This window comes from Stenotrophomonas sp. 80084_Sma, from assembly GCF_056481995.1.
The window spans coordinates 2,052,196-2,078,222 of the sequence record NZ_CM151177.1; the positions used below are offsets into that span (position 1 = coordinate 2,052,196).

23 protein-coding genes and 2 pseudogenes are annotated in these 26,027 nt (G+C 67.0%); 16 read left to right on the top strand and 9 right to left on the bottom strand.

Going from position 1 to position 26,027, the window contains the following annotated elements:
- The first annotated feature begins 27 nt into the window (after positions 1-27).
- From msuE to ACZK3W_RS09670, 8 genes and pseudogenes are all read left to right on the top strand, one after another.
- Complete coding sequence (gene msuE, locus ACZK3W_RS09635) at positions 28-609, top strand: FMN reductase (protein WP_478450714.1); 582 nt, start codon at positions 28-30, stop codon at positions 607-609.
- Positions 610-751: 142 nt separating this feature from the next.
- Positions 752-1,129: a DUF3088 family protein gene (locus tag ACZK3W_RS09640; protein WP_219626372.1), complete on the top strand. Its 378-nt coding sequence runs from the start codon at positions 752-754 to the stop codon at positions 1,127-1,129.
- 14 nt (positions 1,130-1,143) lie between these two features.
- Complete coding sequence (locus tag ACZK3W_RS09645; RefSeq protein ID WP_329810479.1) at positions 1,144-2,121, top strand: MsnO8 family LLM class oxidoreductase; 978 nt, start codon at positions 1,144-1,146, stop codon at positions 2,119-2,121.
- Between the two features lie 18 nt (positions 2,122-2,139).
- Entirely contained in the window at positions 2,140-3,483 is a 1,344-nt protein-coding gene (locus ACZK3W_RS09650; RefSeq protein WP_478450715.1) for an LLM class flavin-dependent oxidoreductase, read from the top strand.
- Positions 3,484-3,487: 4 nt separating this feature from the next.
- On the top strand, positions 3,488-4,708 hold the full coding sequence (locus tag ACZK3W_RS09655) for a M20 aminoacylase family protein (RefSeq protein WP_423162743.1): 1,221 nt from the start codon (positions 3,488-3,490) through the stop codon (positions 4,706-4,708).
- A pseudogene (locus tag ACZK3W_RS09660) lies at positions 4,705-5,110 on the top strand (GNAT family N-acetyltransferase); the annotation flags it as partial. The gene ACZK3W_RS09655 and the pseudogene ACZK3W_RS09660, both read left to right, overlap by 4 nt.
- 138 nt (positions 5,111-5,248) lie before the next feature.
- Positions 5,249-6,994 carry an amino acid ABC transporter permease/ATP-binding protein gene (locus ACZK3W_RS09665; RefSeq protein WP_478450716.1) on the top strand — a complete coding sequence of 582 codons (1,746 nt, stop codon included), beginning with the start codon at positions 5,249-5,251 and terminating at the stop codon, positions 6,992-6,994.
- Between the two features lie 16 nt (positions 6,995-7,010).
- A pseudogene (locus tag ACZK3W_RS09670) lies at positions 7,011-8,059 on the top strand (ABC transporter substrate-binding protein).
- A gap of 89 nt (positions 8,060-8,148) precedes the next feature.
- Here ACZK3W_RS09670 and ACZK3W_RS09675 read toward each other — a convergent pair.
- On the bottom strand, positions 8,149-11,265 hold the full coding sequence (locus ACZK3W_RS09675; RefSeq protein ID WP_478450717.1) for a discoidin domain-containing protein: 3,117 nt from the start codon (positions 11,263-11,265) through the stop codon (positions 8,149-8,151).
- Positions 11,266-11,463: 198 nt separating this feature from the next.
- Here ACZK3W_RS09675 and ACZK3W_RS09680 point away from each other — a divergent pair, with 198 nt between their 5' ends.
- Positions 11,464-11,760 carry a hypothetical protein gene (locus ACZK3W_RS09680; RefSeq protein ID WP_049398559.1) on the top strand — a complete coding sequence of 99 codons (297 nt, stop codon included), beginning with the start codon at positions 11,464-11,466 and terminating at the stop codon, positions 11,758-11,760.
- Between the two features lie 80 nt (positions 11,761-11,840).
- Here the strand turns inward: ACZK3W_RS09680 and ACZK3W_RS09685 are convergent, their stop codons facing one another.
- Positions 11,841-12,917, bottom strand: coding sequence for an MBL fold metallo-hydrolase (locus tag ACZK3W_RS09685; RefSeq protein ID WP_478450718.1), 1,077 nt, complete (start codon positions 12,915-12,917; stop codon positions 11,841-11,843).
- 104 nt (positions 12,918-13,021) lie between these two features.
- On the opposite strand from ACZK3W_RS09685, the gene ACZK3W_RS09690 reads away from it, so the two are divergent.
- Positions 13,022-13,633 carry a TetR/AcrR family transcriptional regulator gene (locus ACZK3W_RS09690; RefSeq protein ID WP_049398557.1) on the top strand — a complete coding sequence of 204 codons (612 nt, stop codon included), beginning with the start codon at positions 13,022-13,024 and terminating at the stop codon, positions 13,631-13,633.
- On the opposite strand, the gene ACZK3W_RS09695 is transcribed toward ACZK3W_RS09690, so the two are convergent.
- The gene (locus ACZK3W_RS09695; RefSeq protein ID WP_478450719.1) at positions 13,630-15,576 is read right to left on the bottom strand and encodes an EAL domain-containing protein; all 1,947 of its coding nucleotides are present in this window, start codon (positions 15,574-15,576) and stop codon (positions 13,630-13,632) included. The two genes, ACZK3W_RS09690 and ACZK3W_RS09695, sit on opposite strands and share 4 nt — an antisense overlap.
- Positions 15,577-15,639: 63 nt before the next feature.
- The gene (locus ACZK3W_RS09700; protein WP_478450720.1) at positions 15,640-16,566 is read right to left on the bottom strand and encodes a LysR substrate-binding domain-containing protein; all 927 of its coding nucleotides are present in this window, start codon (positions 16,564-16,566) and stop codon (positions 15,640-15,642) included.
- Positions 16,567-16,662: 96 nt separating this feature from the next.
- Here ACZK3W_RS09700 and ACZK3W_RS09705 point away from each other — a divergent pair, with 96 nt between their 5' ends.
- Positions 16,663-18,174 (top strand): MFS transporter, encoded by a 1,512-nt coding sequence (locus ACZK3W_RS09705; protein ID WP_478450721.1) that lies wholly within the window; start codon positions 16,663-16,665, stop codon positions 18,172-18,174.
- On the opposite strand, the gene ACZK3W_RS09710 is transcribed toward ACZK3W_RS09705, so the two are convergent.
- From ACZK3W_RS09710 to ACZK3W_RS09720, 3 genes are read right to left on the bottom strand one after another with little or no spacing between them, the layout of a single operon-like run.
- The gene (locus ACZK3W_RS09710; RefSeq protein WP_478450722.1) at positions 18,168-18,884 is read right to left on the bottom strand and encodes an SDR family NAD(P)-dependent oxidoreductase; all 717 of its coding nucleotides are present in this window, start codon (positions 18,882-18,884) and stop codon (positions 18,168-18,170) included. The genes ACZK3W_RS09705 and ACZK3W_RS09710 overlap by 7 nt on opposite strands.
- Positions 18,885-18,912: 28 nt before the next feature.
- A complete protein-coding gene (locus ACZK3W_RS09715; RefSeq protein ID WP_478450723.1) occupies positions 18,913-19,641 on the bottom strand; it encodes a GNAT family N-acetyltransferase in 729 nt (242 codons plus the stop codon).
- Positions 19,642-19,655: 14 nt separating this feature from the next.
- Positions 19,656-20,321 (bottom strand): ArsR/SmtB family transcription factor, encoded by a 666-nt coding sequence (locus tag ACZK3W_RS09720; protein ID WP_032129739.1) that lies wholly within the window; start codon positions 20,319-20,321, stop codon positions 19,656-19,658.
- A gap of 55 nt (positions 20,322-20,376) precedes the next feature.
- Between ACZK3W_RS09720 and ACZK3W_RS09725 the strand changes: the two genes are divergently transcribed.
- Positions 20,377-20,880, top strand: a complete 504-nt coding sequence (locus ACZK3W_RS09725; protein WP_032129738.1) for a DUF2938 domain-containing protein — start codon at positions 20,377-20,379, stop codon at positions 20,878-20,880.
- A 41-nt stretch (positions 20,881-20,921) separates the two neighbouring features.
- Positions 20,922-21,725 (top strand): APH(3')-II family aminoglycoside O-phosphotransferase, encoded by an 804-nt coding sequence (locus tag ACZK3W_RS09730; protein WP_478450724.1) that lies wholly within the window; start codon positions 20,922-20,924, stop codon positions 21,723-21,725.
- Here the strand turns inward: ACZK3W_RS09730 and ACZK3W_RS09735 are convergent.
- Entirely contained in the window at positions 21,698-22,123 is a 426-nt protein-coding gene (locus tag ACZK3W_RS09735; protein ID WP_049421317.1) for a DoxX family protein, read from the bottom strand. The genes ACZK3W_RS09730 and ACZK3W_RS09735 overlap by 28 nt on opposite strands.
- Before the next feature lie 143 nt (positions 22,124-22,266).
- Between ACZK3W_RS09735 and ACZK3W_RS09740 the strand changes: the two genes are divergently transcribed.
- From ACZK3W_RS09740 to ACZK3W_RS09750, 3 genes are all read left to right on the top strand, one after another.
- Positions 22,267-22,857, top strand: coding sequence for a TetR/AcrR family transcriptional regulator (locus ACZK3W_RS09740; protein ID WP_049421318.1), 591 nt, complete (start codon positions 22,267-22,269; stop codon positions 22,855-22,857).
- Positions 22,854-23,888, top strand: coding sequence for a DUF418 domain-containing protein (locus ACZK3W_RS09745; protein ID WP_478450725.1), 1,035 nt, complete (start codon positions 22,854-22,856; stop codon positions 23,886-23,888). The genes ACZK3W_RS09740 and ACZK3W_RS09745 overlap by 4 nt, the downstream gene beginning before the upstream one ends.
- Before the next feature lie 99 nt (positions 23,889-23,987).
- Positions 23,988-24,992 carry a phosphotransferase gene (locus ACZK3W_RS09750; protein ID WP_478450726.1) on the top strand — a complete coding sequence of 335 codons (1,005 nt, stop codon included), beginning with the start codon at positions 23,988-23,990 and terminating at the stop codon, positions 24,990-24,992.
- Between the two features lie 141 nt (positions 24,993-25,133).
- Here the strand turns inward: ACZK3W_RS09750 and ACZK3W_RS09755 are convergent, their stop codons facing one another.
- Positions 25,134-26,021 (bottom strand): DMT family transporter, encoded by an 888-nt coding sequence (locus ACZK3W_RS09755; protein ID WP_180844127.1) that lies wholly within the window; start codon positions 26,019-26,021, stop codon positions 25,134-25,136.
- Between the last annotated feature and the right edge of the window lie 6 nt (positions 26,022-26,027).

Below are 26,027 nucleotides of genomic sequence, written 5' to 3' on the forward strand. Positions count from 1 at the left end.
TGGCTCGGCTCTACATGGGAGCGTTTCATGTCTTCTGCATTGAAGGTGGTTGCACTGGTCGGGTCGCCGACCAGCTCGGCGACGTCGCGCACGTTGTTGCTGGCGCGGCATCTGCTGGCGTCGCTGCAGCAGCGGATGCACGCCAGCGTGGACCTGGTGGAGCTGGCGCCGATCGCGCGCGCGCTGGGCCAGTCGCTGTCGCGCGACGAGGCGGGGCCGGCAGTGGAGCAGGCGCTGCAGACCATCGAGGCCGCCGAGCTGCTGGTGGTGGCCGCGCCGGTCTACCGCGGCTCGTATCCTGGGTTGTTCAAGCACCTGGTCGACTTCATCGGGCTGGAAGCGCTGGTGGATACGCCGGTACTGCTGGCGGCAACCGGCGGCAGCGAGCGCCATGCACTGGTGATCGACCACCAGCTGCGGCCGTTGTTCAGTTTCCTGCAGGCGCACACGCTGCCGATCGGGGTGTATGCCACACCGGCCGACTTCGAGGGCGAGCACATCAGCAGTGCGGCCCTGCAGGAACGCATCGAACTGGCGACCGAGCGTGCAGCGGGGCATCTGGCCACGCAGGCACTGGCGGTAGCGGCGCCGCTGCGACGTATTGCCTGACGCCATAACCGACGGCGCTTTGCTTATGGCTACGCCGCATCTGCGTGGCCGGATCTGACCGCCGATTGTCGCCAGCCGTCGCTGCTGCGGCTGCCGGCATCTCTAGCATCGATATCGAAGCGGCATCGCATTGCCGGCCCCGATGAGGACGACCCCAGTGACTTTCGACGCAGCAAGCAAACCCATCCTGTTCCTGCTCGACCGTGAGTTCGAGGACGGCCAGATTCCCGGCCAGCGCTTCTTCTGCCGGCACAGCCTGTTGCTGGAAGGCGCGCTGTCGAGCATCGACGGCCTCGACGCGCAGCTGGACGTGCGCCGCATCGGCTTCGCGCGGCCGCGCCGCGAGGTGATCGCCGAGATCGGCGAGCAGGACCAGTCGCTCCCCAAGCTGGTGCTGCCGCAGGGCGTGCGCAGCGAACTGGCCAGTGGCGCGCACCAGGACCGCCAGTACATCTCCGGTGCAGAGCCGATCCTGGCCGCGTTGAACGGCTTGCTCGGCATTCCCGTGGCCCACCCCTGAGCGAGGACGTGACCATGAGCTATCAGATCAGCGTGCTGGACAAGAGCCCGGTTGCCGAAGGTGCCTCGCCGGAGCAGGCGCTGCGCAACAGCCTGCAGCTGGCGCAGCGCGCCGAGCAGCTGGGCTACCACCGCTACTGGTTTGCCGAACACCACGCTGCACCAACGCTGGCCAGCCCTGCACCGGAAGTGCTGGCTGCGTGGGTGCTGGCGCAGACCCGGCGTATCCGCATCGGCAGTGGCGGGGTGATGCTGCGCCACTACGCGCCGTACAAGGTGGCGGAGAACTTCAACCTGCTGTCGGCGCTGGCGCCGGGGCGTGTGGATCTTGGCGTGGGTAAGGCCCCCGGTGGCCTGCCGGCCTCGACCGCGGCGCTGGCAGCCGGGCGTCCGGCGTTCGCCGACTTCGACCAGCAACTGCGCGACCTGGAAGGTTATCTGTCCGGCGCCGAAACCGAGGCACAGGCTCGGCCGGTTCCGCAGCAGGCACCGGAGCGCTTCCTGCTCGGGGCCAGCCCGCAGAGCGCGCAGCAGGCGGCCGAGCTGGGCTGGCGCTTCGTCTACGCCGCGCACTTCGATGGTGACCCGAAGCATATCGAGGCCGCGTTCGATGCCTACCGCACCGTTTCTACGCAGCCGCCACTGCTGGCCACGGTGGCGTTCGCCGCACCAACTGCCGAAGCCGCAGCACGTCATATCGGTGCGCTGCGCGTCTACAAGCTGCACCTCGGCCCCGGCCAGACGGTGAATCTGCCCAGTCCCGATGCGGCTGCCGAGTACGCGCGCCAGGTGGGCGTGGCCGATTTCCGCATCGAGGAGACACGCCCCAGCGTGTTGTCCGGTGATGCGCAGCACGTGCGTGACGAACTGGATGCGCTGCACCGGCGCTTCGGCGTGGGCGAGTTCATCCTCGATGCGCCGGTGGCCGACCTTGATGCACGCCTGACATCCCTTGAACTGCTGTCGCCCGCGCCGCGCGCGGCGGTGGCCTGACCTGCAGGAGCGATTCCCATGAGCACGACCCCGCGCCACATTCCGTTCGGCATCATGCTGCAGGGTCCTGGCAGCCACATGCATGCCTGGAAGCATCCCTCCAATCCGGCCGATGCCAGCGTCAACCTGCAGTTCTACATCGACATCGCGCGTACCGCCGAGGACAACGGTATCGCCTTCGGCTTCGTGGCCGACGGCCTGTACATCAACGAGAAGTCGATCCCGCACTTCCTCAACCGCTTCGAGCCGATCTCGCTGCTGTCGGCACTGGCCACGGCCACAAAGAAGATCGGCTTGGCCGGCACGCTGTCGACCTCCTACAGCGATCCGTTCACCGTGGCCCGCCAGTTCGCTTCGCTGGATCTGCTCAGCGGCGGTCGCGCTGGTTGGAACGTAGTGACGTCGCCGTTGGAGGGTTCGGGTCGCAATTATGGCCGGCCACACCCCGAGCACGCGCTGCGCTACCAGATCGCCGACGAGTACCTGGACGTGGTGCAGGGGCTGTGGGATTCCTGGGATGACGATGCCTTCGTGCGTGAGCGCGACAGCGGCACGTTCTTCGCGCCGGACAAGTTCCGCCGCCTCGACCACAAGGGCCGCTTTTTCCAGGTGGAAGGGCCGCTCAACATCCAGCGTTCGCCACAGGGCCAGCCGGTGATCTTCCAGGCCGGGTCGTCCGACGATGGCATCGCGCTGGCCGGCAAGTACGCCGATGCGGTGTTCACCCATTCGCCATCGCTGGAGGAGACCCGCGCGTTCACCCAGAAGGTGAAGATCTCGGCTATCGCCCACGGCCGCAGCGGCAATGACGTGAAGATCTTCCCGGGCATCGGCCCCATCGTCGGCCGCACCGCGGAGGAGGCTGAAGCCAAGTACCAGGCGATTGCTGCGCTGGCCACGCTGGAGGATGCGCTGGCCTATCTCGGCCGCTTCTTCGACCACCACGATTTCAGCCAGTACGATCCGGACGCGCCGTTCCCCGAGATGGGTGACATCGGCAGCAATTCGTTCCGTTCCACCACCGACCGCATCAAGCAGGATGCACGTGAGAAGGGCCTGAGCCTTCGCCAGGTGGCGTTGGAAGCGGTGAGCCCACGGCCAAATTTCATCGGCACGCCGGAGCACGTCGCCGATGAGCTGATCCGTTGGTTCGACGCCGGTGCCAGCGACGGCTTCATCCTTGGTTTCGCGGCACAGCGCGAAGGGCTGGACGATTTCGTGACCCAGGTGCTGCCGATCTTGCAGGCGCGCGGCTACCACCAGCGCAAGCTGGAAGGACAGACCCTGCGAGCGCATCTGGGCCTGCCGTACAAGGCCAGCCGCCATGCGACCGATGCCGAGCCGGCGCGGAAGGCAGGGTAAGGCGATGAGCGGAGAATACGCGGCAGCGCCGGGCCATGCCCGGCGGAATTCCCAAACGACGGGCGTTTTGCCGGAGATCGCGGCGCGCGCCGAGGCCGCCATCGCGATCCGCCATGACCTGCATCGGCACCCGGAGCTGGCCTTCGAGGAACACCGCACCAGCGCACGCGTGGCCGAGCTGCTGCAGCAGTGGGGCTATGAGGTCACCACCGGCCTCGGCGGCACCGGCGTGGTCGGTACGCTGCAGCGCGGGCAGGGCAGCCGTCGACTTGGGCTGCGTGCCGACATCGATGCACTGCCGATCCACGAGGACTCCGGGCTGGCTTACGCCAGCCAGAACGAAGGGTTGATGCATGCCTGCGGCCACGATGGGCATACCGCCATCCTGCTGTCTGCGGCGCACTACCTGGCCCATCACGGCCGCATCGACGGCACCCTGCAGCTGGTGTTCCAGCCGGCCGAGGAAACCGGTTCGGGGGCATCGAAGATGATCGCCGACGGCCTGTTCGAACGCTTCCCGGTGGATGCGATCTATGGCCTGCACAACTGGCCGGGTGTGCCGGTGGGGCACTTCGGCTTCGTCGACGGTCCCGCGATGGCATCGGTGGACTGGGCGCGGCTGAAAGTGATCGGCAAGGGCGGTCACGGTGCCGAGCCTCAGGGTAGCGTCGACCCGATCCTGGCGGCAGCGCATATCGTCACGGCGCTGCAAAGCGTTGTCTCGCGCAATGTGGATCCACGGCAGATGGGCGTGGTCACCGTCGGTTCGATCCACGGCGGGCAGGCCGCCAATGTGATCCCGGACGTAGTGGAGCTGAAGCTGACCGTGCGCGCCTACCTGCCCGAGGTACGTGACACCCTGCGGCGCCGTGTTACCGAGGTCGCCGAGCAGACCGCCGCCGCGTTCGGCGCGCGCGCCGAGATCGAGTTCCCGCGCGGCTTCCCCAGCGTGATCAACCATCCTCAGCAGACTGCCTATATCCGCGACGTAGCCGTACAGGGCTTCGGCAGCGAGCAGCTGGTGCCGGAGTTCGCGCCACGCACGGCCAGCGAGGATTTCGCCTTCCTGCTGCAGGCGCGGCCGGGCAGTTTCGTGTTCGTCGGCAACGGCGACAGCGCACCGCTGCACAGCCCGCGCTATGTGTTCAACGACGCCGCCATCGCACCCGCCGCCAGCCTGTGGGCGCGGCTGGCTGAAGACTATCTGGTGAAGGACGTGGCATGAGCAGCAACGAACGCTTCCTCTACACCTCGGTGGATGATCCACTGGCGCGGCCGCTGTTCGATGGCCTGGAGCAGGAGTACGACAGCCGCTACGCCGACGTGCGTCGACGCATCGGTGGCAGCGCCCGCGAGGAGCTGCAGCGCTACCCGGCGCAGGCCTTTGCTGCCCCGGTTGGCGCGTTCGTGCTGCTGCTGCGCGATGGTGTGGCGATCTCCGGCGGTGCCTTCATGCCGCACCGCGATCCGGACACCGCCGAGTTCAAGCGCATCTGGACGCTGCCGGGCCTGCGCCGCCAGGGCATCGCGCGGCGTGTACTGCAGGAACTGGAGGACCAGGCGGCGCGCCAGGGTTACCGGCGGGTGTTCCTGACCACCGGCTTCCGTCAGCCTGAAACCCCCGGCCCGCACCCCCCCCCCCGCCACCCCCCCGCGCCCGCCCCGGGGGCCCCCCCCAAACCCCCCCCCCCCCCCCCCCCCGGAAAACCCCCGGGGGGCCGCGCCCCCCCCCCCCGCCCCAGACCGAGCTGCACGGAGCCCACGCATGAGCACGCCTTCGACTGCGCTGGATGGCATTGCCACACGCCCGGCGCCCACCCCGGCGTTGAAGATCGTGCCGGCCCGGCATCCTCTGCAGGTGGTCGGAACCCTCCTGGCGCTGGCTTTGATCCTGATCGGGCTGCAATCAGTGCTGGGCAATCCGCGCTGGGGCTGGGGTACGTTCGCCGAGTGGTTCTTCGCACGCCCGGTGCTGGAAGGCCTGGGTCGCACGCTGCTGCTGACCGCGTTGGGTACTGGCCTCGGTTTCGCGCTGGGCACCTTGCTGGCGTTGGCCCGCGTCTCCGGTTCGCCGCTGCTGTCGGCGGTGTCGTGGGGCTATGTGTGGCTGTTCCGCTCGATTCCGCTGCTGGTGCTGTTGCTGCTGTTGAACAACCTGGGCTACCTGTACAGCACCATCGAGCTGGGCGTGCCGTTTACCGGCATCAGCCTGTTCTCGTACCCGACCACGCAGCTGATCGGTGTGTTCACCGCCTCAGTGCTGGGCCTGACCTTGAACCAGGCCGCGTTCTCGGCCGAGGTGATCCGTGGCGGCATTCTTTCGGTCGACCACGGCCAGTACGAGGCCGCGGCCGCGCTCGGTCTGCCGCGTGGCCGCCAGGTGCGCCGCATCATCCTGCCGCAGGCGATGCGCTCGATCCTGCCGGCCGCGTTCAACGATGTGATCGGTCTGGCCAAGAGCACGTCGGTGGTCTACGTATTGGCGCTGCCGGAGCTGTTCTACACGGTGCAGGTGATCTACCGGCGCAACCTGGAAGTGGTGCCGCTGCTGATGGTGGCCACGGTCTGGTACCTGGTGATCCTGACCGTGCTGTCGCTGCTGCAGCGGCGCGTGGAGCAGCGCTTTGCGCGCGGCCAGCTGCAGCGCGAGCGTTCGGTATCGCGTGTCTCGTCACCGACGGGCGCCACAGGTGAGGCTGCACCGCGCGTGGTCAATCGCCCGCGCATTGCCGCGCAGGTTGAGGCGGGTGAGGGGGCATCGGTGTCGCTGCATGGCGTAGGCAAGGTGTTCGGCGACCAGCCGGTGCTGGAAGACGTGAACCTGGACCTGCGCGCTGGCAGCGTGACCGTGCTGATCGGCCCGTCCGGTGCCGGCAAGTCCACGCTGCTGCGGCTGATAAACCACCTGGAACGTGCCGACAGCGGTTACGTGACCGTCGGCGGGCAGCTGATCGGCTACCGCCGCGATGGCGACACCCTGTTCGAACTGCCAGAACGCGAGATTCGCCGCCGTCGTGCGGAAGTGGGCATGGTGTTCCAGGGCTTCAACCTGTTCCCGCACCTGACCGCGCTGGAGAACATCATCGAGGCGCCGATCGCGGTGCGCGGCGTGCCGCGTGCGCAGGCCGAGCAGCAGGCGCGCACGCTGCTGGAACGGGTCGGCCTGGCCGACAAGGCCGATGCCTTCCCGCGCCAGCTGTCCGGCGGCCAGCAGCAGCGCATCGCGATTGCCCGCGCACTGGCGCTGCAACCGAAGGTGCTGCTGTTCGATGAACCGACCTCGGCACTGGACCCGGAGCTGGTAGCCGAAGTGCTTAGCGTGATCGAGGAGCTGGCAAGCTCCGGCACCACGCTGGTGATTGTCACCCACGAACTGAGCTTCGCCCGCCGCGTGGCCGACCACGTGGTGATGATGGACCAGGGGCGGGTGATCGAGCAGGGCACGCCCGAGGCGCTGTTCGAGCGCCCGCGCCAGCAACGCACCGCCGATTTCCTGGCCAAGACCCTGTAACCCCGGAAGGAAGACCATGAGCCCTGCAGCACCGCGTCGCCCCTCACGCAGCACCCTGTTGATCGTGGGCGTGCTGGTCATCGGCATCGCCGGCATCGTCTATTCGCGCGTGCGTCAGGCACCGGATGCCGGCACCGTGGCCGCAACCAGCCTGGCGGGTGCGAACACCGCAATCCTGAAGGGCACGCTCGATCCGAGGATGCCGGCACCGTGGCCGCAACCAGCCTGGCGGGTGCGAACACCGCAATCCTGAAGGGCACGCTCGATCCGAAGGCGCAGGCGTTGATTCCGGCCGACTATCGCTTTGTCACGCCTGGTACGTTCACCGTGGCCACCCATCCGGGGCAGCTGCCGCTGGCCGACTATGGTACCGACAGCAAGGACGTGGTCGGCATCGAGCCGGACATCGCGCGGCTGATTGCCGATGGGCTGGGCCTGAAGCTGGTGATCGTGCCGGTGGCGTGGGCCGACTGGCCGCTGGGTCTGGAATCAGGCAAGTACGATGCGGTGTTGTCGAACGTGACGGTGACCGAAGAGCGCAAGAAGAAGTTCGATTTCTCCAGCTACCGTTACGATCTGCTGGGAATTTACACGCGCACTGATGGGCCGATCCAGAAGATCGAAAAGCCGGCCGACGTTGCCGGGCTGAAGGTGGTGGTCGGTGCCAGCACCAACCAGGACCAGATCCTGCGGCAGTGGGACCAGCAGAACATCGCCGCTGGCTTGAAGCCGGTGGAGTACCAGTACTTCGATGACGCCGTGGTTGGGCGGCTGGCAGTGATCACCGGGCGCGCCGATGTCTCGTTCGAGCCCAACGCCACCGGCGCCTATTCGGCGCGCGATGGCAAGGTGCGGCGTGTGGGCCTGTTCCCGGGGGGCTGGCCGAACGCCGCGGCGATCTCGGTGACCACGCGCAAGGGCAGCGGCCTGGCTGATGCGGTGACGCAGGCGCTGAACACCCAGATCGGCAGTGGCACCTATGCGCAGGCGCTGAAGCGGTGGAATGTGGCCGAGGAGGCCGTGCCGCAGTCGCAGACCAACCCGCCGGGATTGCCGACGCTCTGACGCCGGGCATGGCCGGCGCGCCCCTGTAGAGTCGAGCTTGCTCGACTGGCGCATGGTGATCGGCGAAATGCAGTCGAGCAAGCTCGACTCTACCAACGCGCCTCCAGCGTCTTGAACGGCTTCGCCACGCGCACGCTTTCCGCATCGAACGCGGTAACCTCGCGTCCATCCACACGCACCGTCTTCGGCATCGTGCGCGCCGGCCACCAGACCTTCACCGCCGTCCCGCTGCGCAAGCCCTTGCCCAGCGTGACCGTCAGCAGCCCGTCGCGCTGCCGCGCCTGCATCTGCAGCGTGCCATACGCGATCGGCAGGCGTTCCACCGCCAACCCATCCCCGGCCACCCAAGACGGCGGCGTGCCCGGCAGCAATGACAACGCGTCATCGTCCTCGCGCATCAACATGCCGAACAGCGTGCGGCCGTATTCGGCACCGATCCAGGTATGCGGCATGTCGCCGAGGTAGCGCGGGAAGCGCAGCCGCGAATGCACGACCTCGGCCAGCACCTGCCACTCAAGCGGGCGCCGATCATGCAGCAGGCCCTGCAGCAGTTCATCGGCTGCTTCGGGCTGACCAAGATGCACATAGCTCAGCACGTTGCGGATCTCGTACGGGGTGTAGGCATACAGCGCCCCGGGCTGGCTGCGCTTGCGAACGTCCTCCAGATAGCGGGCGAAGGTGGTCCGCAATGCATCTGCCGGCAGCACGCTCTGCGCACCGGTGGGGTCCAATGCAATCGAAACGCCGGTGGGATCACCATCGCCCAGATCCGCCGAGGACGGAATGAAGTCGATGCCCTTCCACGCCATCGTCGCCCGGATCGAGGCATGCAGTGCGTCGTACAGCAGCTTGTACTGTTCGCGCGCCCAACGGGCGGTTTCATGGTCGCCAAGTGCCTCTGCCAGCCACGCGCCGTCGTGCCAGCCCTTCAGTCCCCAGTAGTCATCCCAATAGCTGTGGGTGGGCGAAGGGTAGCCCTCGTGGCTGATCGACGGCGCAAGAATGCCCGCGAAGCGCTCCGGCGCTGGCTGGTCAGCCATGTAACCCGCTACCAGCGTGCGCTCGCGCAGCTGCTGCAGGAAGCGCAGCGCCGCCTTCACTTTCGGCAGGTAGTCACGCACCGACTCGGGCCCACCATCCAGGCGTGCGACATCGGCCACCAGCGTCACGTACTGGCCCTGGCTGTCGTACTCGATATCCGATCCGAAGCCGGTGTTGACACTGCCATCGTCGTTGAGGATCGGCGAGACCAGTCCGCTGCCGTGCACGCCGTGCTGGCTGTACCACGCCAGGTAGTCGCGCGCGACCTTGGCTTCGCCCATGCGCAGCAGCACCGCCGAGGTGGCCATGCCATCGCGGATGAAGGAGCGGTTGTAGTTGCGCGGGCCGGGCTGCATGGCCGGGCCGGTCTGGTTGATCAGCATGTAGGCAGCCTGCGCGCGCAGCATGTCGACCAGCGAGGGATCGGGCAGGCGCAGGCCGACCTGGCCCAGCCGCGCCTGCCAATCTGCGGACGCCTGCGTGGCCAGCGTCTCGAACGCCGCATTGGCATCACGGGGCAGCGTGGACAGGTCAAGCGCAGGCGCCTCGGGCAGCACGCCATTGGCATCGGCAGCGGCGGTACCGAGTGGGAACGCCACGACCACCGCATCGCTGGCACCGGGCGCGAGGCGGATCCGGTAGCTCAATGCGGCTGCGGCCAGTCCTTGCTCGTCACGTGCCTGCTGCGAGGAAGGCAGTTCGCCGGCAGCGATGTCCGCGGTGATCTCCGTTGCGCCGTCCTTCCCGAACGGCGCAACGCCGGACGCAGCCACCGGCGTGAGCGAGCGCAGCAGCGAGCGGCCATTGATGCGCACCGCCTGTCCGTCGATGCGCACCTCGCGGATCGGCGACAGTCCGCCGTTCTGCCACGGCGGGTTCATCTGCATCGGTCGTACCGCCAGGGTCAGCGTGCCGTCGATCGCGGTGGTGCCGGTGTTGCGCAAGCGGTGGCGGACCAGGGTGACCGGTTGCCCGTCGCGTTCGATGGCGAAGGCCTCGCTGCGTAGTTCCAGTCCCGGCTGCGGTGCCCACGTGGCAGACGGCATTGGCTTCCAGCCGTCGCGCAGCGCGTGCTGCACCTTCTGCCCGGCGGCCCCGGCTGCGCTGCCGTCGGCATTGCGCCAGATCGGCTGCACCAGTGGTGCGCCCTTGAAGGCCTCGACGTTGCCGTACTCGTCGAAGATCGACTTCTGCCGGCCCGCGTGCACGCCGACCGCAGTCCAGTAGGTCTGCTGCATCTGCAGCGAGGCGGGGAACAACGCGCGCTGTGCGCCGCTGGCGGCGATCTGGTAACGCTTCATCGGCGTCATCACCGCCTTCGGGCCGAGCAGGCGGATGCGTGCCACCTGGGGGGCATCGCCGTCGACGTTCAGCCGCAGTGCCTGCAGGTCCAGCGGCGCGCTGGCCGCGAGCCAGCTCTGCTGCCGGGTTGCCGCCTGTGCATCCGTGGCCAGTTCGTGCCAGCGGCCCTGGGCATCGCGTGCCTGCAGGCGCGCAGCGCCGTGCTCATTGGCCCAGTCCACCGCCAGCCCGGTGCTGGACTGCGCGCGCGGCAGAACGATGTCGAGTGTGTGGGTACCGCCCTTGCCGGCGGGAATCGCCACCGCACTGCCGCCCTGCCAGAGTGCCGCGGACTGCGTGGCATCGAGTCCGGCCACGCGCGCACTGAGCGTGCTGTCCAGCGGCTCCATCTCGAAAATCGACACGCCCCAGTCGGACGTGCGCTGCGGGCTGGCCAACCGCAGGTAGCGCGCCTGGCGTGGCGCGAAGTACAGCGTTTCCACGTCGCCCAGCGAATCGGCCATGGTGTACGCGGTCTGCCACTGTGTGCCGTCCAGCGAGGTCTGCAGCGAATAGCCTTCCGGGTTGGAGACATCCCAGGTGAGGCGTGCGCCGGCCAGCATTGTTGGCGCGCCGAGGTCGATCTGGAACCAGTGGCCCGGACTGAAGGCACCGCCGGTGACGGTCTTGGGGTCGCCGTCGATCAGATGGCTGATCGCCATCGCCGGAACCTGCTGCGAGGAGGCGCTGGCCTGCCATTGGCTGCGTGGTGGCAATGTCTGTGCCTGCGCGGAGGATGCCAGGACGGCGAGCATCAGAGTGGCGGCAGGTCGCCATGGGGCAGGTGGGCGGGAGACCTTGGAGCGTTCGGCGCGCAACGTCATTACGGACAGCCTCGCAGGTTCGACCGGAATCGGGCGAGCGCTACGCTAGCAAGGGATGTAATCGGTTACATGACGCACTGCAGCGCCGCCGGGCGCTGGCGCTGCCATCGCGGGAGCGCTGACGGATGTGGCTCTGGACGGCTGCCGGCTTGCCCCTATCCTGACTGGCAGCGACCACCGATCTGAAATGGATTGATGATGGAATTCAGTTTCACGCTGATGTACCGAGTGCCTGATACCGGAAAAGATCTCAGTGCATTTGAGCGAGGTCTTGCAGAGGTGGGGTGCGACGATGCGCTGCTGGGCAGTGGTTCGCCGGGCGTGTTGGCGTTGCGATTCCAGCGAGAAGGCACAGCCGCAGACGATGTCGCGCGTGCCGCATGCGTGCAGGTTCAGAGTGCGCTACCGGAAGCCGAATTGATAACCGTGCATGTCGATGTCAGCAATGCTGCCGGCGTCTCCAATTTCGGTGCCTCCAAAGCTGAGCTTGTTTGACGTCCACGGCGCATTTCTCGGAAGCAGCCGAGCATGGCTCGGCTCTACATGGCTTCCGGCAGGTCAAGCGGCATCCCCCATTACAGCTCCACCGTCTCCCACCAGCGCGTGCCCGCCTGCGGCGCCTGCATGTCCAGCGCTTCGCCCATCATCGGCGTGGCCACCGGCACGTTCTTTGCGCCAGCCAATGCAGTGATGCGCTCGAACGGTTGCTGCCAGACGTGCAGCGCCAGATCGAAGGTGCCGTTGTGGATCGGCAGCAGCCACTTGCCGCGCAGGTCCAGGTGCGCCTGCAGGGTCTGCTCGGGCTGCATGTGCACGAAGGCCCAGCGCGGGTCGTAGGCACCGGTTTCGATCATGGTCAGGTCGAACGGGCCGTACTTCTCACCGATGGCCTTGAAGCCGTCGAAGTAGCCGGTGTCGCCGCTGAAGAAGATGCGGAAGTCGCCGTCCTGGATCACCCATGACGCCCACAGGCTGCGATCGCTGTCGCCCAGACCGCGGCCGGAGAAATGCTGGCCCGGGGTGGCTGTCAGGCGCAGGCCACTGGCCTCGGTCGATTGCCACCAGTCCAGCTGTTCGACCTTGCTGGCGTCCACGCCCCACGCAATCAACTGGTCGCCCACGCCCAACGGTGCGATGAAGCGCGCGGTCTTGCCGGCCAGCTGCATCACTGCGGCATGGTCCAGGTGGTCGTAGTGGTTGTGCGAGAGGATCACGCCGGCGATCGGCGGCAGTTCGTCGATGCTGATCGGCGGTGCGTGGAAGCGCGCCGGGCCCAGCCACTGTACCGGCGAAGCGCGCTCGGAGAACACCGGATCGGTCAGCCAGTATTGGCCACGCAGCTTCAGCAGGATCGTGGAATGCCCGAGCCGGAACAGGCTGCGATCAGGCGCGGCGTCCAGGGTTGCACGGTCCAGCGGCAGCACCGGAATGGGGTGGGCGGGCACGGTGCCCTTGGGCTTGTTGAACAGGAACGTCCACCAGATCTCCGCGCCATCGCGCAGGCCCATCGCCGGACGCGGCAGGGCATTGCGGAACTTGCCGTCGCGGTACTGCGGCGAATCGGGGAAGTCGGGGAGGGACCAGGACTTGCAGAAGGTGTAGGCGGTCACGGCGAGGATTCCAAGCAAAAGGACAAGGAGCAGGCGCTTCATGGGTGACGTCCGCTGTGTACACTGCACAGTGTAGTTTCGTATTTTTCAAAAGTACACTGCCGGGTGTAAAATGGTGGCATCCGTTCAGTTATCTGGTTCCTGCCATGTCCCGTGCCCCGCAACGCCTGACCGACCGCAAACGCGAAGCCATCGTGCGTGCGGCGGTGGAGGAGTTCCGCGCGTCGGGCTACGAGGCGACCAGCATGGACCGCATCGCCGAGGTGGCCGGGGTCTCCAAGCGCACCGTCTACAACCACTTCCCGAGCAAGGAAGCGTTGTTCTCGATGATCCTGGAGGAGCTGTGGGAGCGCAGCGTGGCCAGCGACGCACTGCCGTACCGCGCCGACCAGCCGCTGCAGGCGCAGCTGATGCAGCTGCTGGGGCAGAAGCTGGAGCTGCTCAGTGATGCCAACTTCATCGACCTGGCGCGGGTGGCGATGGCCGAAATCATCCACTCACCGGAACGGGCGCAGGCCATCGTCTGCCGCATGGGCGAGAAGGAAAGTGGCGAGAGCGCATGGATCCGCGCGGCAATCGCCGATGGCCGGCTGCGCCAGGTCGATCCGGAGTTCGCCGGCCACCAGCTGCACGGCCTGGTGAAGAGCTTTGCATTCTGGCCGCAGGTGACGATGGGGCAGGCGCCGTTGAACGAACAGGAGCGCGCACGCGTGGCCGAATCGGCGGTGGCGATGTTCCTGGGTTACTACGCGGTCTAGCTGGCGGCGAAGCGGCGGAACTCGTCGGCCGGCAACGCGGCCGAGTACAGATAGCCCTGGCCGACATCCACGCCCAGTGCGCGCAGTTGCTGTTCCTGCGCGAGGGTTTCGGTACCCTCGGCCACCACGATCGCACCGCAGCGATGCGCGACTTCGACGATGAAGCGAACGATCGACTGCGACTTGGCGTCGGACAGGGTGGCAATCAACGCCTGCTCGATCTTGACCTCGGCGATGGCCAGCTGCGAGAGCAGGATCAGGGTTGAATAGCCGGCACCGAAATCATCCAGTGACAGCGTGACCTCCGCCGCCAGCAGCTGTGCGATGTTGGCATCGACCACGTCGCGCTCGACGATCTCGGTCCATTCGACGATCTCCAGGCGCAGCATCACGCCGGGCACATCGTGCAGTGCCAGCAATTCCTGCAGGCGCAGGCCGAAGTCGGGCAGGCGCAGTGACTCGGCCGAAACGTTCACGGCGATCTTCAGCTGCGAGCCATCGCGTCGGCACTGCTGCAGGAAGTGGATGGCCGACTGCAGCGTGGCCCATTCCAGTTCAGCCAACCGCCCCTGCCGGCGCAGCAGCGAGATCACCCGCATCGGCGCGATCAGCCGGCCCTCGCTGTCGCGCATGCGCAGCAGTGCTTCGGCGCCGACCAGCTGGCGATCCTGCAGGCGATGCTTGGGCTGGTAGCACAGGGGGGCATCTCCCTGCTGCAGCCAGCGTTCGAGGGCGACTTCGATCAGGGCGTCGATCTCGCTGTCGCGCTGGATCGGGTCGTCGAAGAACACGACGCCGGATTCGATCGCACTCAGCGCCACGGTGATCGCGCGGAACGGAAGATGTCCTTCGTCGGCATCGGAGGGGGGCTTCAATTCGACCACCGCACAGCGGAACAGCGGCCGGAAGCCGGGCCAATCGCGGCCGACCCGATCGGCCAGGTTGCTGGCCAGCTCGGTGATCTGCGGCTGCGTGCGCAGTTCGAACAAGGTCAGGTCGCGCACCAGGATCGCCAGCGCGGCATCGCCGAACTGGTAGATCTCCAGCTGCCCGGCTGGCAGCGAGGGCAGCAGCCGATGCACCTCGTCGGTGCTGTCGCGCTGCCACAGGCCGTTGTCCTGCAGCGGACCATAGCGCAGGCGCAGGTCGCGCAGGTTGCCCATCTCGGCCACGATCAGGCAGGCCTTGCCGATGCCGTCGTTGTCGCGCCAGTAATGTTGCAGGCGTTCGCCAAGTGCACGCATGTTGGGCAGGCCACTGATCGGATCGATGCGCAGCCAGGCCTGTTCGCGCTGACGCTGTGCATCGATCTGCGCATCGTTGTAGACCAGCGCGAACACCGCGCCGAGCATCAGCAGCGATAGTGGCAGTGCCAGCAGCCGCTGGATTGCCAACTCCTCCACGGGCAGCTGATTGGCGCCGATGATTGCGACGCCCAGTGCCAGGCCCAACGCAGTGACGGCGATGCGCACGCTCCAGGCCTGCAGGATCACGCGCAGCGAGAGCTCATTGAGCATGCGCGGGTGCAGGCGCCTGCGCAGCCAGACGCCGGCCAGCATCTGCAGCGTGGCCTCGAGGCCGGCCGGCAGGAAATACTGGGTGCCGGCAAACTGGTAGCGGGCCAGCAGGCTGGCGGCCAGGCAGGTCAGGCCGCCGCGCCAACCGCCCAGCAGGCCACTGACCAGCAGGATGTCGAAGCCGAGGTGCAGCTTGACCGCACCCTGGGTGTAACGGGCCACGAACCAGGAATTGAACAGGTAGATCAGGCCCAGCGCCACGCCGACATACAGGCGACGGCCTTCAATGGCATGGCCGGCGCGGCGGGTGGCGATCAGCAGCACGCCGATCATGCCGATCACCGCCGTGGCCTGCAGCAGGTACAGCGGCAGGCTGGGCAGGGCGCTGTCCAGGACCTGGGCCGAGACCCGTGAAAGCGCATCCATAGCAGGTTCCCGCCTGTGACCGACGGCCAGTGACGAGCAGCGTAGTCGCAGCAGGGCGCAGGTTCAATTGCACTGGCTGGGTTCGGGCAGGAGGTGTTCGGCCATGAAATCGACAAACGCGCGTACACGCGGCTGCTGATGGCGATGGCTTGGCCAGAGGGCCCAGAAGGTGCTGCGCTCGGTGCTCCATGGGTCCAGGACGCTGACGAGTTCACCGCGGTCCAGCGCATCACGCGTGGCGAAGTCGGGCAGGCACGCAATGCCATGGCCATCAATGGCCATGTGCAGGATCGTCTCAAGATGATTGGCGGTCATTGCGGCAGTCAGCCGTGGCTCAGTGCCTCCCTCATGCGTGGGCAGCGGCCAACGTTCGATCAGGCCGGTGCCGGGAAAGCGATGGAGGAGGCATGCGTGGCCGCTCAGATCATCCGGGTGCTGTGGCGTGCCGCGCTTGGCGAAGTACGCAGGGGCGCCCACGCAGAGCAGGCGGGCACTGCCGAGGTTGCGGCCGTGCAGCCTGGAGTCGGCGGGGTTGCCCGTGCGGACAACGGCGTCGAAGCCCTCCTCGATGACATCGACAAGACGGTCGCTGAAGTGCAGGTCGAGTTCGATGGCGGGAAAGCGGTGCGCAAAGGCCGATAGCACCGGCAGCATCAGTCCGCTGGCGAGTGGAAGACTGACCTTCAGGCGACCGCTGGGCGCGGCCTGGGCGTCGGTCAGCTCGCGCTCCGCTGCGGCGACCTCGGTCATGATGCGACGGCAGCGTTCAAGGAACTGCTCGCCTTCGGCAGTCAGGCTGACGCTGCGGGTATTGCGATTCAGCAGGCGGGCGCCCAGACGCTCTTCCAGCCGGGCAATGGTCTTGCTTGCCGCCGAAGGGGTGATGCCACGCTGTCGTGCTGCGGCCGCGAAGCTGCGTGCCTCGGCGACCAGAACGAAGAGGCTGAGACCGGCAAAGCTGTCCATGACATGGCCATTGATGACGTTCATGTCATTAAAGCACGGACACAACGATGGATTCTTAGGCGATAGCGTCGTCGCTAGCATCAATGCGGTGGCGCCTCGCCACGCTGGAGTTTCATCGACATGTCAGTTGCTTCTGCTGAGACGGCCGGATCATCACGCTTTGGAGTGGTGCTGGCGGGCTGCCTGACGGCGCTCACCATTCCCTTGAGCATTGCCAGCCCCGCCGTTGGCATTCCCGCCATCCGGGACGCGCTGGACGGTTCGCCTGCGGCGTTGTCCTGGATCATCAACGCTTATCTGTTGACCTACGGCTGCACCACGCTGGTGGCCGGTGGGCTGGCCGATCTGCATGGCAGGCGCCGGATCTGGCTTCTGGGCGGCGCGTCGTTTGCGCTCGTCACCGGCCTGATCCCCTTGATGCCCGGTGTGGCGTGGATCAATGCACTGCGACTGCTTCAGGGGATGGCGGCGTCGGCTGCGTTTGCCGGTGCGATGGCGTCGCTGGCGCAGGTGTTCGACGGCCAGGCGCGGGCCAGGGTGTTCAGCCTGATCGGCACCACCTTTGGTGCAGGAGCCGCAGGCGGTCCGCTGCTGGCAGGCGGATTGATCGATGCGCTGGGCTGGGAATGGGTGTTCTTCCTGCCTGCGTTGCTGGCCGCCCTGACCGTACCGTTGGTCGCCCTGTCATCCGTCGAATCGAAGAGCGCCGGTTCGCCACGCCTGGATTGGCTGGGCGCCGTCACCTTCATGCTGGCGCTTGGGTCTCTCACCTACGCCATGATCGTGCTGCCGGAACGCGGCCTGTTGCATCCGCAGACGCTGGTATTGCTGGCGCTCTCGATGGTGTTGCTGGCCGCGTTCATTGCCGTCGAGCGCTCCCATCGAACACCGCTGCTGGATCTCGGGCTGTTCCGCAACCGGCGCTTTGTCGGCGTGCAGATTCTCGCCGCTGCGCCTGCGTTCTCGTACGTCGTCCTTCTGGTGGTGCTGCCGGCGGGGTTCATCGGTGTTGAAGGGCTGCGGCCCACCGAAGCCGGACTGGCGATGGCAGCACTGTCTGCACCCTTGCTGGTTGTGCCCCTGGTTGCCGGTTACCTGCTGCGCTGGATTCCGGCGCGGACGCTGTGCTGTGCAGGCCTGCTGATCGGCGCGCTTGGGCTGGCATGGCTGGCCCAGGTGTTCCAGCTACCTTCGGTGCGCTGGATGCCGATGCTGGTCATCGGGATCGGCATCGGTCTGCCTTGGGGGATCATGGATGGACTGGCGGTCAGTGTGGTCGGCAAAGAGCAGGCGGGCATGGCCGCTGGCATTTTCAATGCGATGCGACTGGCAGGTGATTCCATTGCCCTCGCGCTTGTCGGCATCATGCTTTCTGCCCGGATTGGCGGGAGCGTAGCGCTGGAAGCCGGCGTCGTGGCCCGTGCCGCCGTGCACAGGCTGTCCATGGGCGACCTTGGCGGAGCGGTGGAGGCATTGCCCGGCGTTTCGAGAACGGCGCTGGCCCAGGCATACATGGAGTCCGTCCGTGGCCAGCTGTTTGTCCTGGCGATGGCGACCGTGCTGACCGCCATCGTGCTCGGGTACCTGTTGCGCGAAGAGTTCGAGCCTGGCCTGCGCAGGCGTGGTCAGTAGCGTGGGTCGGCGATGGCCGGCAGCACCAGTTCTCGCACGAAGCCGGACGGTGACAACTGCAGCAACGCGCGCACCATCGCAACGACGTCGTGCACCGGCACCAGCTCGCCGTCGCCGCGCGCTGCGGCCTCGGCCACCGGCACTGAAAGTGCATCGTCGGTGTTGAGGTAGCCCAGCTGCAGGCTGGTCACCGCCAGGCGGCGATCGCGGAAGCCCTCGCGCAGTGCATCGGCGATACCGTTGAGCGCGAACTTGGATGCGCCGAACGCCACTTCCGGGCGGCCGCTGCGTGGCAGTGCCGAGGTCGAGCCGGTCAGCACCAGCTGCGGGCGTGGCGCGCCCAGCACCCGCGGCAGCAGGCGCTGCAGCAGCACCAGGGGGGCGGTGATGTTGACGTCGACCAGTTGGGTGAGCGCGGCATCGGTTTCGTCGAGGAAGGCGTACTCGTCGCTGAAGGCGGTCTGTTCCCAGATGCCCAGGTTGTGGATCAGCACATCCAGATCGGCCGGTGCCTGCGCTGCGATGTGATTCGCAGCCAGGGTGGGCTGGGACAGATCGGCTTCGATCCACTGCAGGGTGACGCCCTCGGGGCATTCAATATCGCGCGGTCGGTTGCGTGAAACGCCGATGACGGTGTCGCCTGCACTGCACAGGCCTTCCACGAACGCCCGACCGAGGCCCCTGCTGGCGCCGATGACCATCAATTTCATGTTGCTTCCTTGTTGTACTGCGGCGGCCTCAGTCGGCCACCAGAACGGTGTCCCAATCGGCGAACGCACGCAGGCCGCTGCGTTCGGCGGTAATGATCGAGGCGGTGTTGTCGAGCTGGCAACGGTACTGCGGCTGCAGCCCGGCCGCCCGCGCGGACACGGCCATGGCGTGTACCAGCTGGCGCGCGTGCCCGCGACCGCGGGCCTCGGGCAGGGTCAGCACGCCCATGTCGGCCAGGGCCGGATCCAGGCTCCACGGGTACATGCTTCCCGCGGCAACCAGCCGCTCGCCATCGAAGGCGCCGAACACCTGCCAGTGGTCCAGCTCGACCCAGGCGGCATCCAGATCCTCCTCGCTCGCGCTGGCCTGGAACCCGTCGAACGCGGCTGCGTCGGCCGGGCCAAGACGGCGGATATGTGGCGGTGCAGGGCGCTCGGCCAGGGCCGCAAGTGCTGCGGCGGGGAAGTAGAAGACGCGATCCGCGCCATGCGTGCGCTGGCCGAGCTGCTGCAGGCGCAGTTGCAGCTGCGGGAGCGTCCAGTGCGGCTGCGCGTGCAGTTGCAGGCGAGCGGCCAGGGCCGGGCGCAGCAGTGCGCGCGCGGGGCCCGCGACCGGCTGCAGCAGCATGCCGTCCTCGCCCTCATCGAAATCATCGCTGCACGCCAACTGCAGCAGTGGATCATCCTGCAGCATGCGCTGCCCGGAGAACACGCTGCGCCAGGTCGCATCGATCAACGGGGCAAACACATCATCCATGACCGGTGTCTCGCTCAGTGCCGGGGCAGGTCCACCTGCAGGCCGGCGGCCTTCCATTCGGGGTAACCGGCGGCGAGCCGCTGCGCGGTCAGTCCGGCCTCGCGCAGCATCGCCACCGCATCGTTGGACAGCACGCAGTAGGGACCGCGGCAGTACGCGACAATGTGGACGGCACGCGGCAGTTCGTCCATCCGTGCACGCAGTTCCGTAACGGGAATGTTCAGCGCGCCGGGCAGGTGGCCCAGATCGAATTCCTCACGCGGCCGCACATCCAGCAGCACCACGCTGCTGCGTTGTTCCAGCAACTGCTCGACAGTCAGGCCTTCCAGAGCATCGCGGCGCTGCAGGCTGTCGTGGATCACGCCGTGCATCTCGCTGCGCTGGTGGTCGGCATAGTCGCGCAGCGCGGCCAGCAGGTTGCCCAGCGGACCCTCACCACTGCGGTAGAGGATGCGCTTGCCATCGCGTCGGGTCTGAACCAGGCCGGCACGGCGCAGCTGCTGCAGATGCTGGGAGGTATTGGCCACCGACAGCCCGGTCAGTTCGGCCAGGCGCTCCACTGCGCGCTCGCCCTGGGCGATGTGCTCCAGCAGGGCCAGGCGATGGGCATGGCCGAGCGTGCGGGCGATTTCGGCCAAGGCTTCCAGCGGTGAGAGCGGTGGCTCTGTTGCAGCGTTCATGCGGCGCACGCTAGCATCGCTCTATCATTCAAGCAAATAATTGAAGGTGCGTGATATGGCTGGCCTGGCGACATTCGTGATGGATGCGGTGGTAGTCGGCGTGGGAGCGACCGCAGTGATGGACCTGTGGGCGCTGGTGCAGCGGCGGCTGCTTGGCATTCCCTCGCTGGATTTCGCGATGGTGGGCCGCTGGCTGGGGCATCTGCCGCGCGGGCGCTTCCGCCACGATGGCATCGGCCGCTCGGCGGTGGTCAGTGGCGAGCGCGCGCTGGGTTGGACCGCGCATTACGTGATCGGTGTGGTCTTCGCCGCGTTGCTGCTGGCCGTGGTGGGGAACGGTTGGGTGCAGGCGCCGACACTGTGGCCGGCGCTGGCCTTCGGCATCCTCAGCGTCGCCGCACCGTTCCTCATCCTGCAGCCGGGCATGGGCGCGGGCATTGCCGCTTCAAAGACCCCGGCGCCGGGCAAGGCGCGCCTGCGCAGCCTGGTGGCGCACAGTGTGTTCGGCCTGGGCATGTACCTTTCCGCGTTGTTGTTGGCTGCGGTCCATGCAGGATGAGCGAGAATCCGTGGGGTCACCGGCAACAGGAACACCTCGGCATGGAAGCACCCGAATCCATCACTGATGACATGCCGCTGCCGTGGGCGTGGCAGGACGCATTGGCCGATGCGCGCATCGAGCGGCAATCGATCGGTGTGTCGCGTGCGGATGTTGCCCGCGTGCATCGGCCGGGCCAGGCCGATGCTTTCCTGAAGTCGGAAGTGATCGACGCCTTCAGTGAGCTGGGCGATGAGATCGCACGCCTGCGTTGGCTGCAGGCACAGGGACAACCGGTGCCAACGGTGATTGCCACTGCCGAAGAGGCGGGCCGGCGCTGGTTGCTGATGAGCGCGCTGCCTGGCCGCGACCTGGCCTCGTCGCCGGAGCTCGCGCCGCAGCAGCTGGTGGAGCTGCTGGCCGACGCGCTACGCGAGCTGCATGCGTTGCCGGTGGCAGCCTGTCCGTTCGACCAGCGACTGGCGTCGCGCGTGCAGGTCGCGCAGGCCCGCATTGAAGCGGGCCTGGTGGATGCCGATGATTTCGATGACGAACGCCTGGGGCAGAGTCCGCAGCAGGTCTTCGCCGAACTGTGCAGCACCCGGCCCGACCATGAAGACCTGGTGGTCAGCCATGGCGATGCGTGCCTGCCGAATCTGATGGTGGCCGAGGGCCGCTTCAGTGGTTTCATCGACTGTGGCCGGCTGGGTGTGGCCGACCGCTACCAGGACCTGGCGCTGGCCGCGCGCAGCCTGGTCCACAACTTCGGCGACACGCGTTGGGTCGCGCCGTTGTTCCAACGCTACGGTGCGGTGGCCGACGAGCGCCGGCTGGCGTTCTACCGGTTGCTCGACGAGTTCTTCTGAGCCCGCGCATGGCTGGCGATGGCCGCGCAGATCAGGCCACCGACCACGCTCAGGTGTTCCAGCGCGAAGAACAGGGCCAGCTGCTGTTCGGCGCCGTGCTTGTTCCAGAAGGTATGCACGATGACGATGGTCAGCAGCATGAACACCGCCAGCGCGCCGCTGCCCAGCCAGAGCAGGCGATCGAGCAGCAGGCACAGTGCGCCGCCCAGCAGCACCACGGCGCTGGCGATGTTGAACAGCACAGGTGGTTGCAATCCGGCGGCCTGCATTTCGGCCACGCTGTTGTCCCACGCCAGCAGCTTGGCCAGGCCCGAGGACAGGAACACCACGGCCAGCAACAGCCGCGCGAGGAACCACAGCACGCGGCTGTCGAGCAGGGTGATGATCATCCGTGGCATGCAGGAACTCCGGCTTGAGCGTGGGACAGGCCGCGCAGTATCGGGCCTCAACCGCAGTTGAGGTCAAGGCTGGCTGAACGGAGCCCGGCGTTGGCCGGATTGCCAGCTTCTAATTGGACGAACGTTCGTTCACTATTTGCGCCATGAACCGAGCCGACCGCAACGAGCAACGCATCGCGCAGATCCTGCAGGCCGCCCTGCAGTGCTTCCTCGTGAAGGGATTCCACCAGACCAGCATGCGTGACATCGCGCAGGCGGCCGGCGTCAGCCTGGGCAATCTCTACAACCACTTCCCGGGCAAGGAGGCGATCATCCTTGCGGTGGCGGTGGCCGAGAGCGAAGAACTGGCACCGTTGCTGCAGCGACTGGCCGCGTCCGATGGCGAACGCACACAGGTGATGGCCTTCCTGCAGGACTTCCATGCACTGTGCCGGCAGCCGGAGTGGGCAACACTTGCAGTGGAGGTGCTGGCCGAGAGTGCACGCAATCCGGCCGTGGCCGAGGCCTTCGCGGCCAATCGCAGGCAATTGCAGGCGACGCTGGCCGAAGCCCTGCAGCAGATGGCACAGCGCGAACGTCGGCGTCCCGTACTGGCGCCGGCACTGCAGGCGCAGGTGCTGCTGGATGCCATCGAAAGCGATGCGCTGCGTCGGGGGCTGGGCGAAGCCGAGGGCGCCGATGAAGCATCGCTGGATCTTGGCCTGCTCGCGCTGCTGCTCGGGGCACGCGCATGAGCGTCGTGGACCGGCGGCTGCACGGACTGGACCTGGCCCGCTACCTGGCACTGGCCGGCATGGTGCTGGTGAATTTCCGTCTGGCGATGGCTGTGCCGGCAGAGGGTGAGGGTTGGCTGGCAGGGTTCTTCCATCTGCTGGAAGGCAAGGCTTCGGCGACGTTCGTTACGCTGGCCGGCTTGGGCCTGGTGCTGGCCACGCAGCGGCAAGGGTGGTGGCCGGCCAGCGTGCATACCTGGAGGCGCGCGCTGTTCCTGATGGTGCTGGGCCTGCTCAACCTGACCCTGTTCCCGGCCGATATCCTGCACTACTACGCGGTGTATTTCGCGTTGGCAGTGCTGTGGCTGCGTGCCTCGCCGCGGGTGTTGCTGGCCAGCATCGTGGGCCTGGCGGCCTGTTCGTTCTGGGCGTTGCTGCACTGGGACTACAGCCAGGGATGGAACTGGCAGACGCTGGAATACACCGGTCTGTGGCAATGGCCGGGCGCGGCCCGCAACCTGCTGTTCAATGGCTTCCACCCGTTGATGCCGTGGCTGTGCTTCTTCCTGCTGGGCATGCTGCTGGCGCGCCTTCAGTTGTCGCAGCCTCGGGTGCAGCATGCATTGCTGGTGCTGGGCCTGTTGCTGATCGCGGCTGGACATGGCGTGCAGCAGCTCGCACAGGGAACGCTCTGGCAGGCGTGGCTGGGAACGCAGCCGATGCCGCCGGGACCCGCCTACGTGCTTACCGGTGCGGGCGCGGCCTGCAGTGTCATCGCCGCCTGCCTGTGGCTGACGCGTGTACGCCCGGGCGACTGGCTGGAGCCGTTCACCGCGGCCGGGCGCATGACCCTGACCCTGTACGTGGGTCACATCCTGCTGGGCATGGGCACGCTGGAAAGCCTGGGCCTGCTCGATGGCCGTGCATCGCTGGCGTCGGTGCTGCTGTGGGCGCTGCTGTTCCTGATGCTGGCGACCGGCGCGGCGTGGCTGTGGTCATGGCAGTTCGCGCGCGGTCCGCTGGAGGCGGTGATGCGCCGTATTGCAGGCTAGTTCTTTGGTCGTGCCGAGGTGATGTTGTGACGGACATGTCTGTGTCGTGGCGAGCGCATCTGCGATAGTGGTGGCAGGTAACACTTTCCGCTTGCATCCATGTCATTCGCTTCGGCGCAGCATCTCGGCGAAGTCCTGCAACAATCCTATGGCATCACCCCCACCGCCGTGGTGCCACGCCCGGTGGGCGCCGACGCCAATGCCAGCGTGTATCGCGTCGATGCGCGGCACGGGCAGTGGTGGTTGAAATGCCGCACCTACCAGGTCGACCCATCGGTGTGGGACAGCCTGCACTGGATGCGCGGCACGTTGGGTATCGATGAGATCGTCGCGCCGTGGCCGGCACTGACCGGTGGTGCGTCGGTGCAACGTTGGGGATTGCAGTTCACCCTGTTCCCTTATGTGGAAGGCCAGTCCGGGTTCGAGGCAGCGTTGAGCCGCACGCAGTGGAAACGGCTGGGTGAGGTGCTGCGGCGCCTGCACGGCGCGCAGCTGCCACCGGAACTGCAGCAGGCGTTGCCGATCGTGCGGCTTGAAACGGCGGCGCTGGAGACCGTTGGGCAATGGCTGGCCGGCGAGGGCCTGGCGGCCGCGAAGGACGGGCTGGGCCGCGCATTCGTTTCGGTATGGGACCAGCAGCACGCGCGCATCACAGCGCTGCATGCACAGGCACGGGAACTGCTCGCGGCCTTGCAGGACGTGCCGGTAGACCTGCATCTGTGCCACACCGATCTGCATGCCGGCAACCTGCTGATGGGCAATGACGGTGGGCTGCACCTGATTGATTGGGATGGCCTGTCGCTGGCACCGCGCGAGCGCGACCTGATGTTCATCGGTGCGGCGGTTGGCGGGCGCTGGGGGCGCGAGAATCCGCTGGGCTTCGAGGACGGCTACGGCAGCGACCGCGGCGACCCGCGCTGGATCGCCTGGTACCGGCACTGGCGCATCCTGCAGGACCTGATCGAGTTCCAGCAGGTGCTGCTGGGCAGCGATGGCGAGGAGCGTTCGCCGCAACTGCGCCGACAGTCGCTACATTACCTGGGCGAGCAGTTCGCGCCGGGCAATGTGTTCGATGCGGCGGAGCGGGTGTATCTGGCGTTGTAAATGCACGTCACCTGCCATGGGTGAACCGTCGCGCTTCGCGCGATGAGTCGAGCATGGCTCGACACTACAGTTACGCTCGGCAGCTCTTTGTGCCGCCATCGTTGATCGGGCGGACAGGAATCATCCGCGCATGGCGCGGATCTACTCGGCGGGCTTGGCCGCTGCCGAGGCCGCTGCGCTCGCGGCGCGGCGCGACAACACGGCCTCGCGGTGGGCGATGTAGGCGTTGGCGGCGAGGATGATGCCGGCACCGATGATCGTCCAGCGATCCACGCTTTCGTTGAACAGCAGCCAGCCGAACAGCGTTACCAGCGGCAACTGCAGGAAGCTGATCGGCGTCAGCGCCGAGACTTCGCCCAGGCGCAGCGCACGTGTCCACAGCAGTTGGCCGATGGTGCCGAGCACGCCGGTGGCCAGCAGCCACAGCCATGCGGTGCCGGTGGGCCAGACCCATACGAACACTGCCGGCACCAACGACAATGGCACCCAGAACACGTAGGTGTAGAGCACGACGGTATCGGCACTGTCGATGCGGGTGAGCTGCTTGATCTGGATCGCCACCAGCGAACTGAGCACGGCCGCACCCACCGCGACCAGACTGCCAGCGGTGAAACCGGCGGTGCCGGGACGCACGATCACCAGTACACCGATGAAGCCGACGACGACGGCGGCCCAGCGGCGCACGCGCACGGTCTCGCCCAGCCACAGCACGGCGGCGATGGTGACGAACAGCGGCGTGGAGTACGAGAGCGAAACCGCCTGCGCCAGTGGCAGGTGGCCCAGTGCCCAGAAGGCGCACAGCATCGAACCCAGGCCGATCGCACTGCGCACGAAGTAGCGCGGCAGCTGCTGGGTTTTCAGCGGCGCGTGGCCTGGCCGCAGCAGCATCGGCAGCAACGCCAGCAGGCCGAAGGCGTTGCGGAAGAACGCCACTTCCTGGGTGGGCACGTAGCGCGTGGCGTAGCGGATCGCCACCGCCATCAGGCCGAATGCCATCGTGCTGCCGAGCATCAGCAGCGCCGCCCGCATCGGGGT

Bases quoted from the DNA above. Each gene is read 5' to 3' on its own strand.
- ACZK3W_RS09705 (WP_478450721.1), top strand. From the start codon at position 16,663: ATGTCAGTTGCTTCTGCTGAGACGGCCGGATCATCACGCTTTGGAGTG.
- ACZK3W_RS09745 (WP_478450725.1), top strand. From the start codon at position 22,854: ATGAGCGTCGTGGACCGGCGGCTGCACGGACTGGACCTGGCCCGCTAC.
- ACZK3W_RS09730 (WP_478450724.1), top strand. From the start codon at position 20,922: ATGGAAGCACCCGAATCCATCACTGATGACATGCCGCTGCCGTGGGCG.
- ACZK3W_RS09665 (WP_478450716.1), top strand. From the start codon at position 5,249: ATGAGCACGCCTTCGACTGCGCTGGATGGCATTGCCACACGCCCGGCG.
- ACZK3W_RS09740 (WP_049421318.1), top strand. From the start codon at position 22,267: ATGAACCGAGCCGACCGCAACGAGCAACGCATCGCGCAGATCCTGCAG.
- ACZK3W_RS09650 (WP_478450715.1), top strand. From the start codon at position 2,140: ATGAGCACGACCCCGCGCCACATTCCGTTCGGCATCATGCTGCAGGGT.
- ACZK3W_RS09695 (WP_478450719.1), bottom strand. From the start codon at position 15,576: ATGGATGCGCTTTCACGGGTCTCGGCCCAGGTCCTGGACAGCGCCCTG.
- ACZK3W_RS09720 (WP_032129739.1), bottom strand. From the start codon at position 20,321: ATGAACGCTGCAACAGAGCCACCGCTCTCACCGCTGGAAGCCTTGGCC.
- ACZK3W_RS09690 (WP_049398557.1), top strand. From the start codon at position 13,022: ATGTCCCGTGCCCCGCAACGCCTGACCGACCGCAAACGCGAAGCCATC.
- ACZK3W_RS09715 (WP_478450723.1), bottom strand. From the start codon at position 19,641: ATGGATGATGTGTTTGCCCCGTTGATCGATGCGACCTGGCGCAGCGTG.
- ACZK3W_RS09675 (WP_478450717.1), bottom strand. From the start codon at position 11,265: ATGACGTTGCGCGCCGAACGCTCCAAGGTCTCCCGCCCACCTGCCCCA.
- ACZK3W_RS09755 (WP_180844127.1), bottom strand. From the start codon at position 26,021: ATGCGGGCGGCGCTGCTGATGCTCGGCAGCACGATGGCATTCGGCCTG.
- ACZK3W_RS09700 (WP_478450720.1), bottom strand. From the start codon at position 16,566: ATGAACGTCATCAATGGCCATGTCATGGACAGCTTTGCCGGTCTCAGC.
- ACZK3W_RS09655 (WP_423162743.1), top strand. From the start codon at position 3,488: ATGAGCGGAGAATACGCGGCAGCGCCGGGCCATGCCCGGCGGAATTCC.
- ACZK3W_RS09725 (WP_032129738.1), top strand. From the start codon at position 20,377: ATGGCTGGCCTGGCGACATTCGTGATGGATGCGGTGGTAGTCGGCGTG.
- ACZK3W_RS09750 (WP_478450726.1), top strand. From the start codon at position 23,988: ATGTCATTCGCTTCGGCGCAGCATCTCGGCGAAGTCCTGCAACAATCC.
- ACZK3W_RS09710 (WP_478450722.1), bottom strand. From the start codon at position 18,884: ATGAAATTGATGGTCATCGGCGCCAGCAGGGGCCTCGGTCGGGCGTTC.
- ACZK3W_RS09640 (WP_219626372.1), top strand. From the start codon at position 752: ATGAGGACGACCCCAGTGACTTTCGACGCAGCAAGCAAACCCATCCTG.
- ACZK3W_RS09680 (WP_049398559.1), top strand. From the start codon at position 11,464: ATGGAATTCAGTTTCACGCTGATGTACCGAGTGCCTGATACCGGAAAA.
- ACZK3W_RS09645 (WP_329810479.1), top strand. From the start codon at position 1,144: ATGAGCTATCAGATCAGCGTGCTGGACAAGAGCCCGGTTGCCGAAGGT.
- ACZK3W_RS09685 (WP_478450718.1), bottom strand. From the start codon at position 12,917: ATGAAGCGCCTGCTCCTTGTCCTTTTGCTTGGAATCCTCGCCGTGACC.
- ACZK3W_RS09735 (WP_049421317.1), bottom strand. From the start codon at position 22,123: ATGCCACGGATGATCATCACCCTGCTCGACAGCCGCGTGCTGTGGTTC.
- msuE (WP_478450714.1), top strand. From the start codon at position 28: ATGTCTTCTGCATTGAAGGTGGTTGCACTGGTCGGGTCGCCGACCAGC.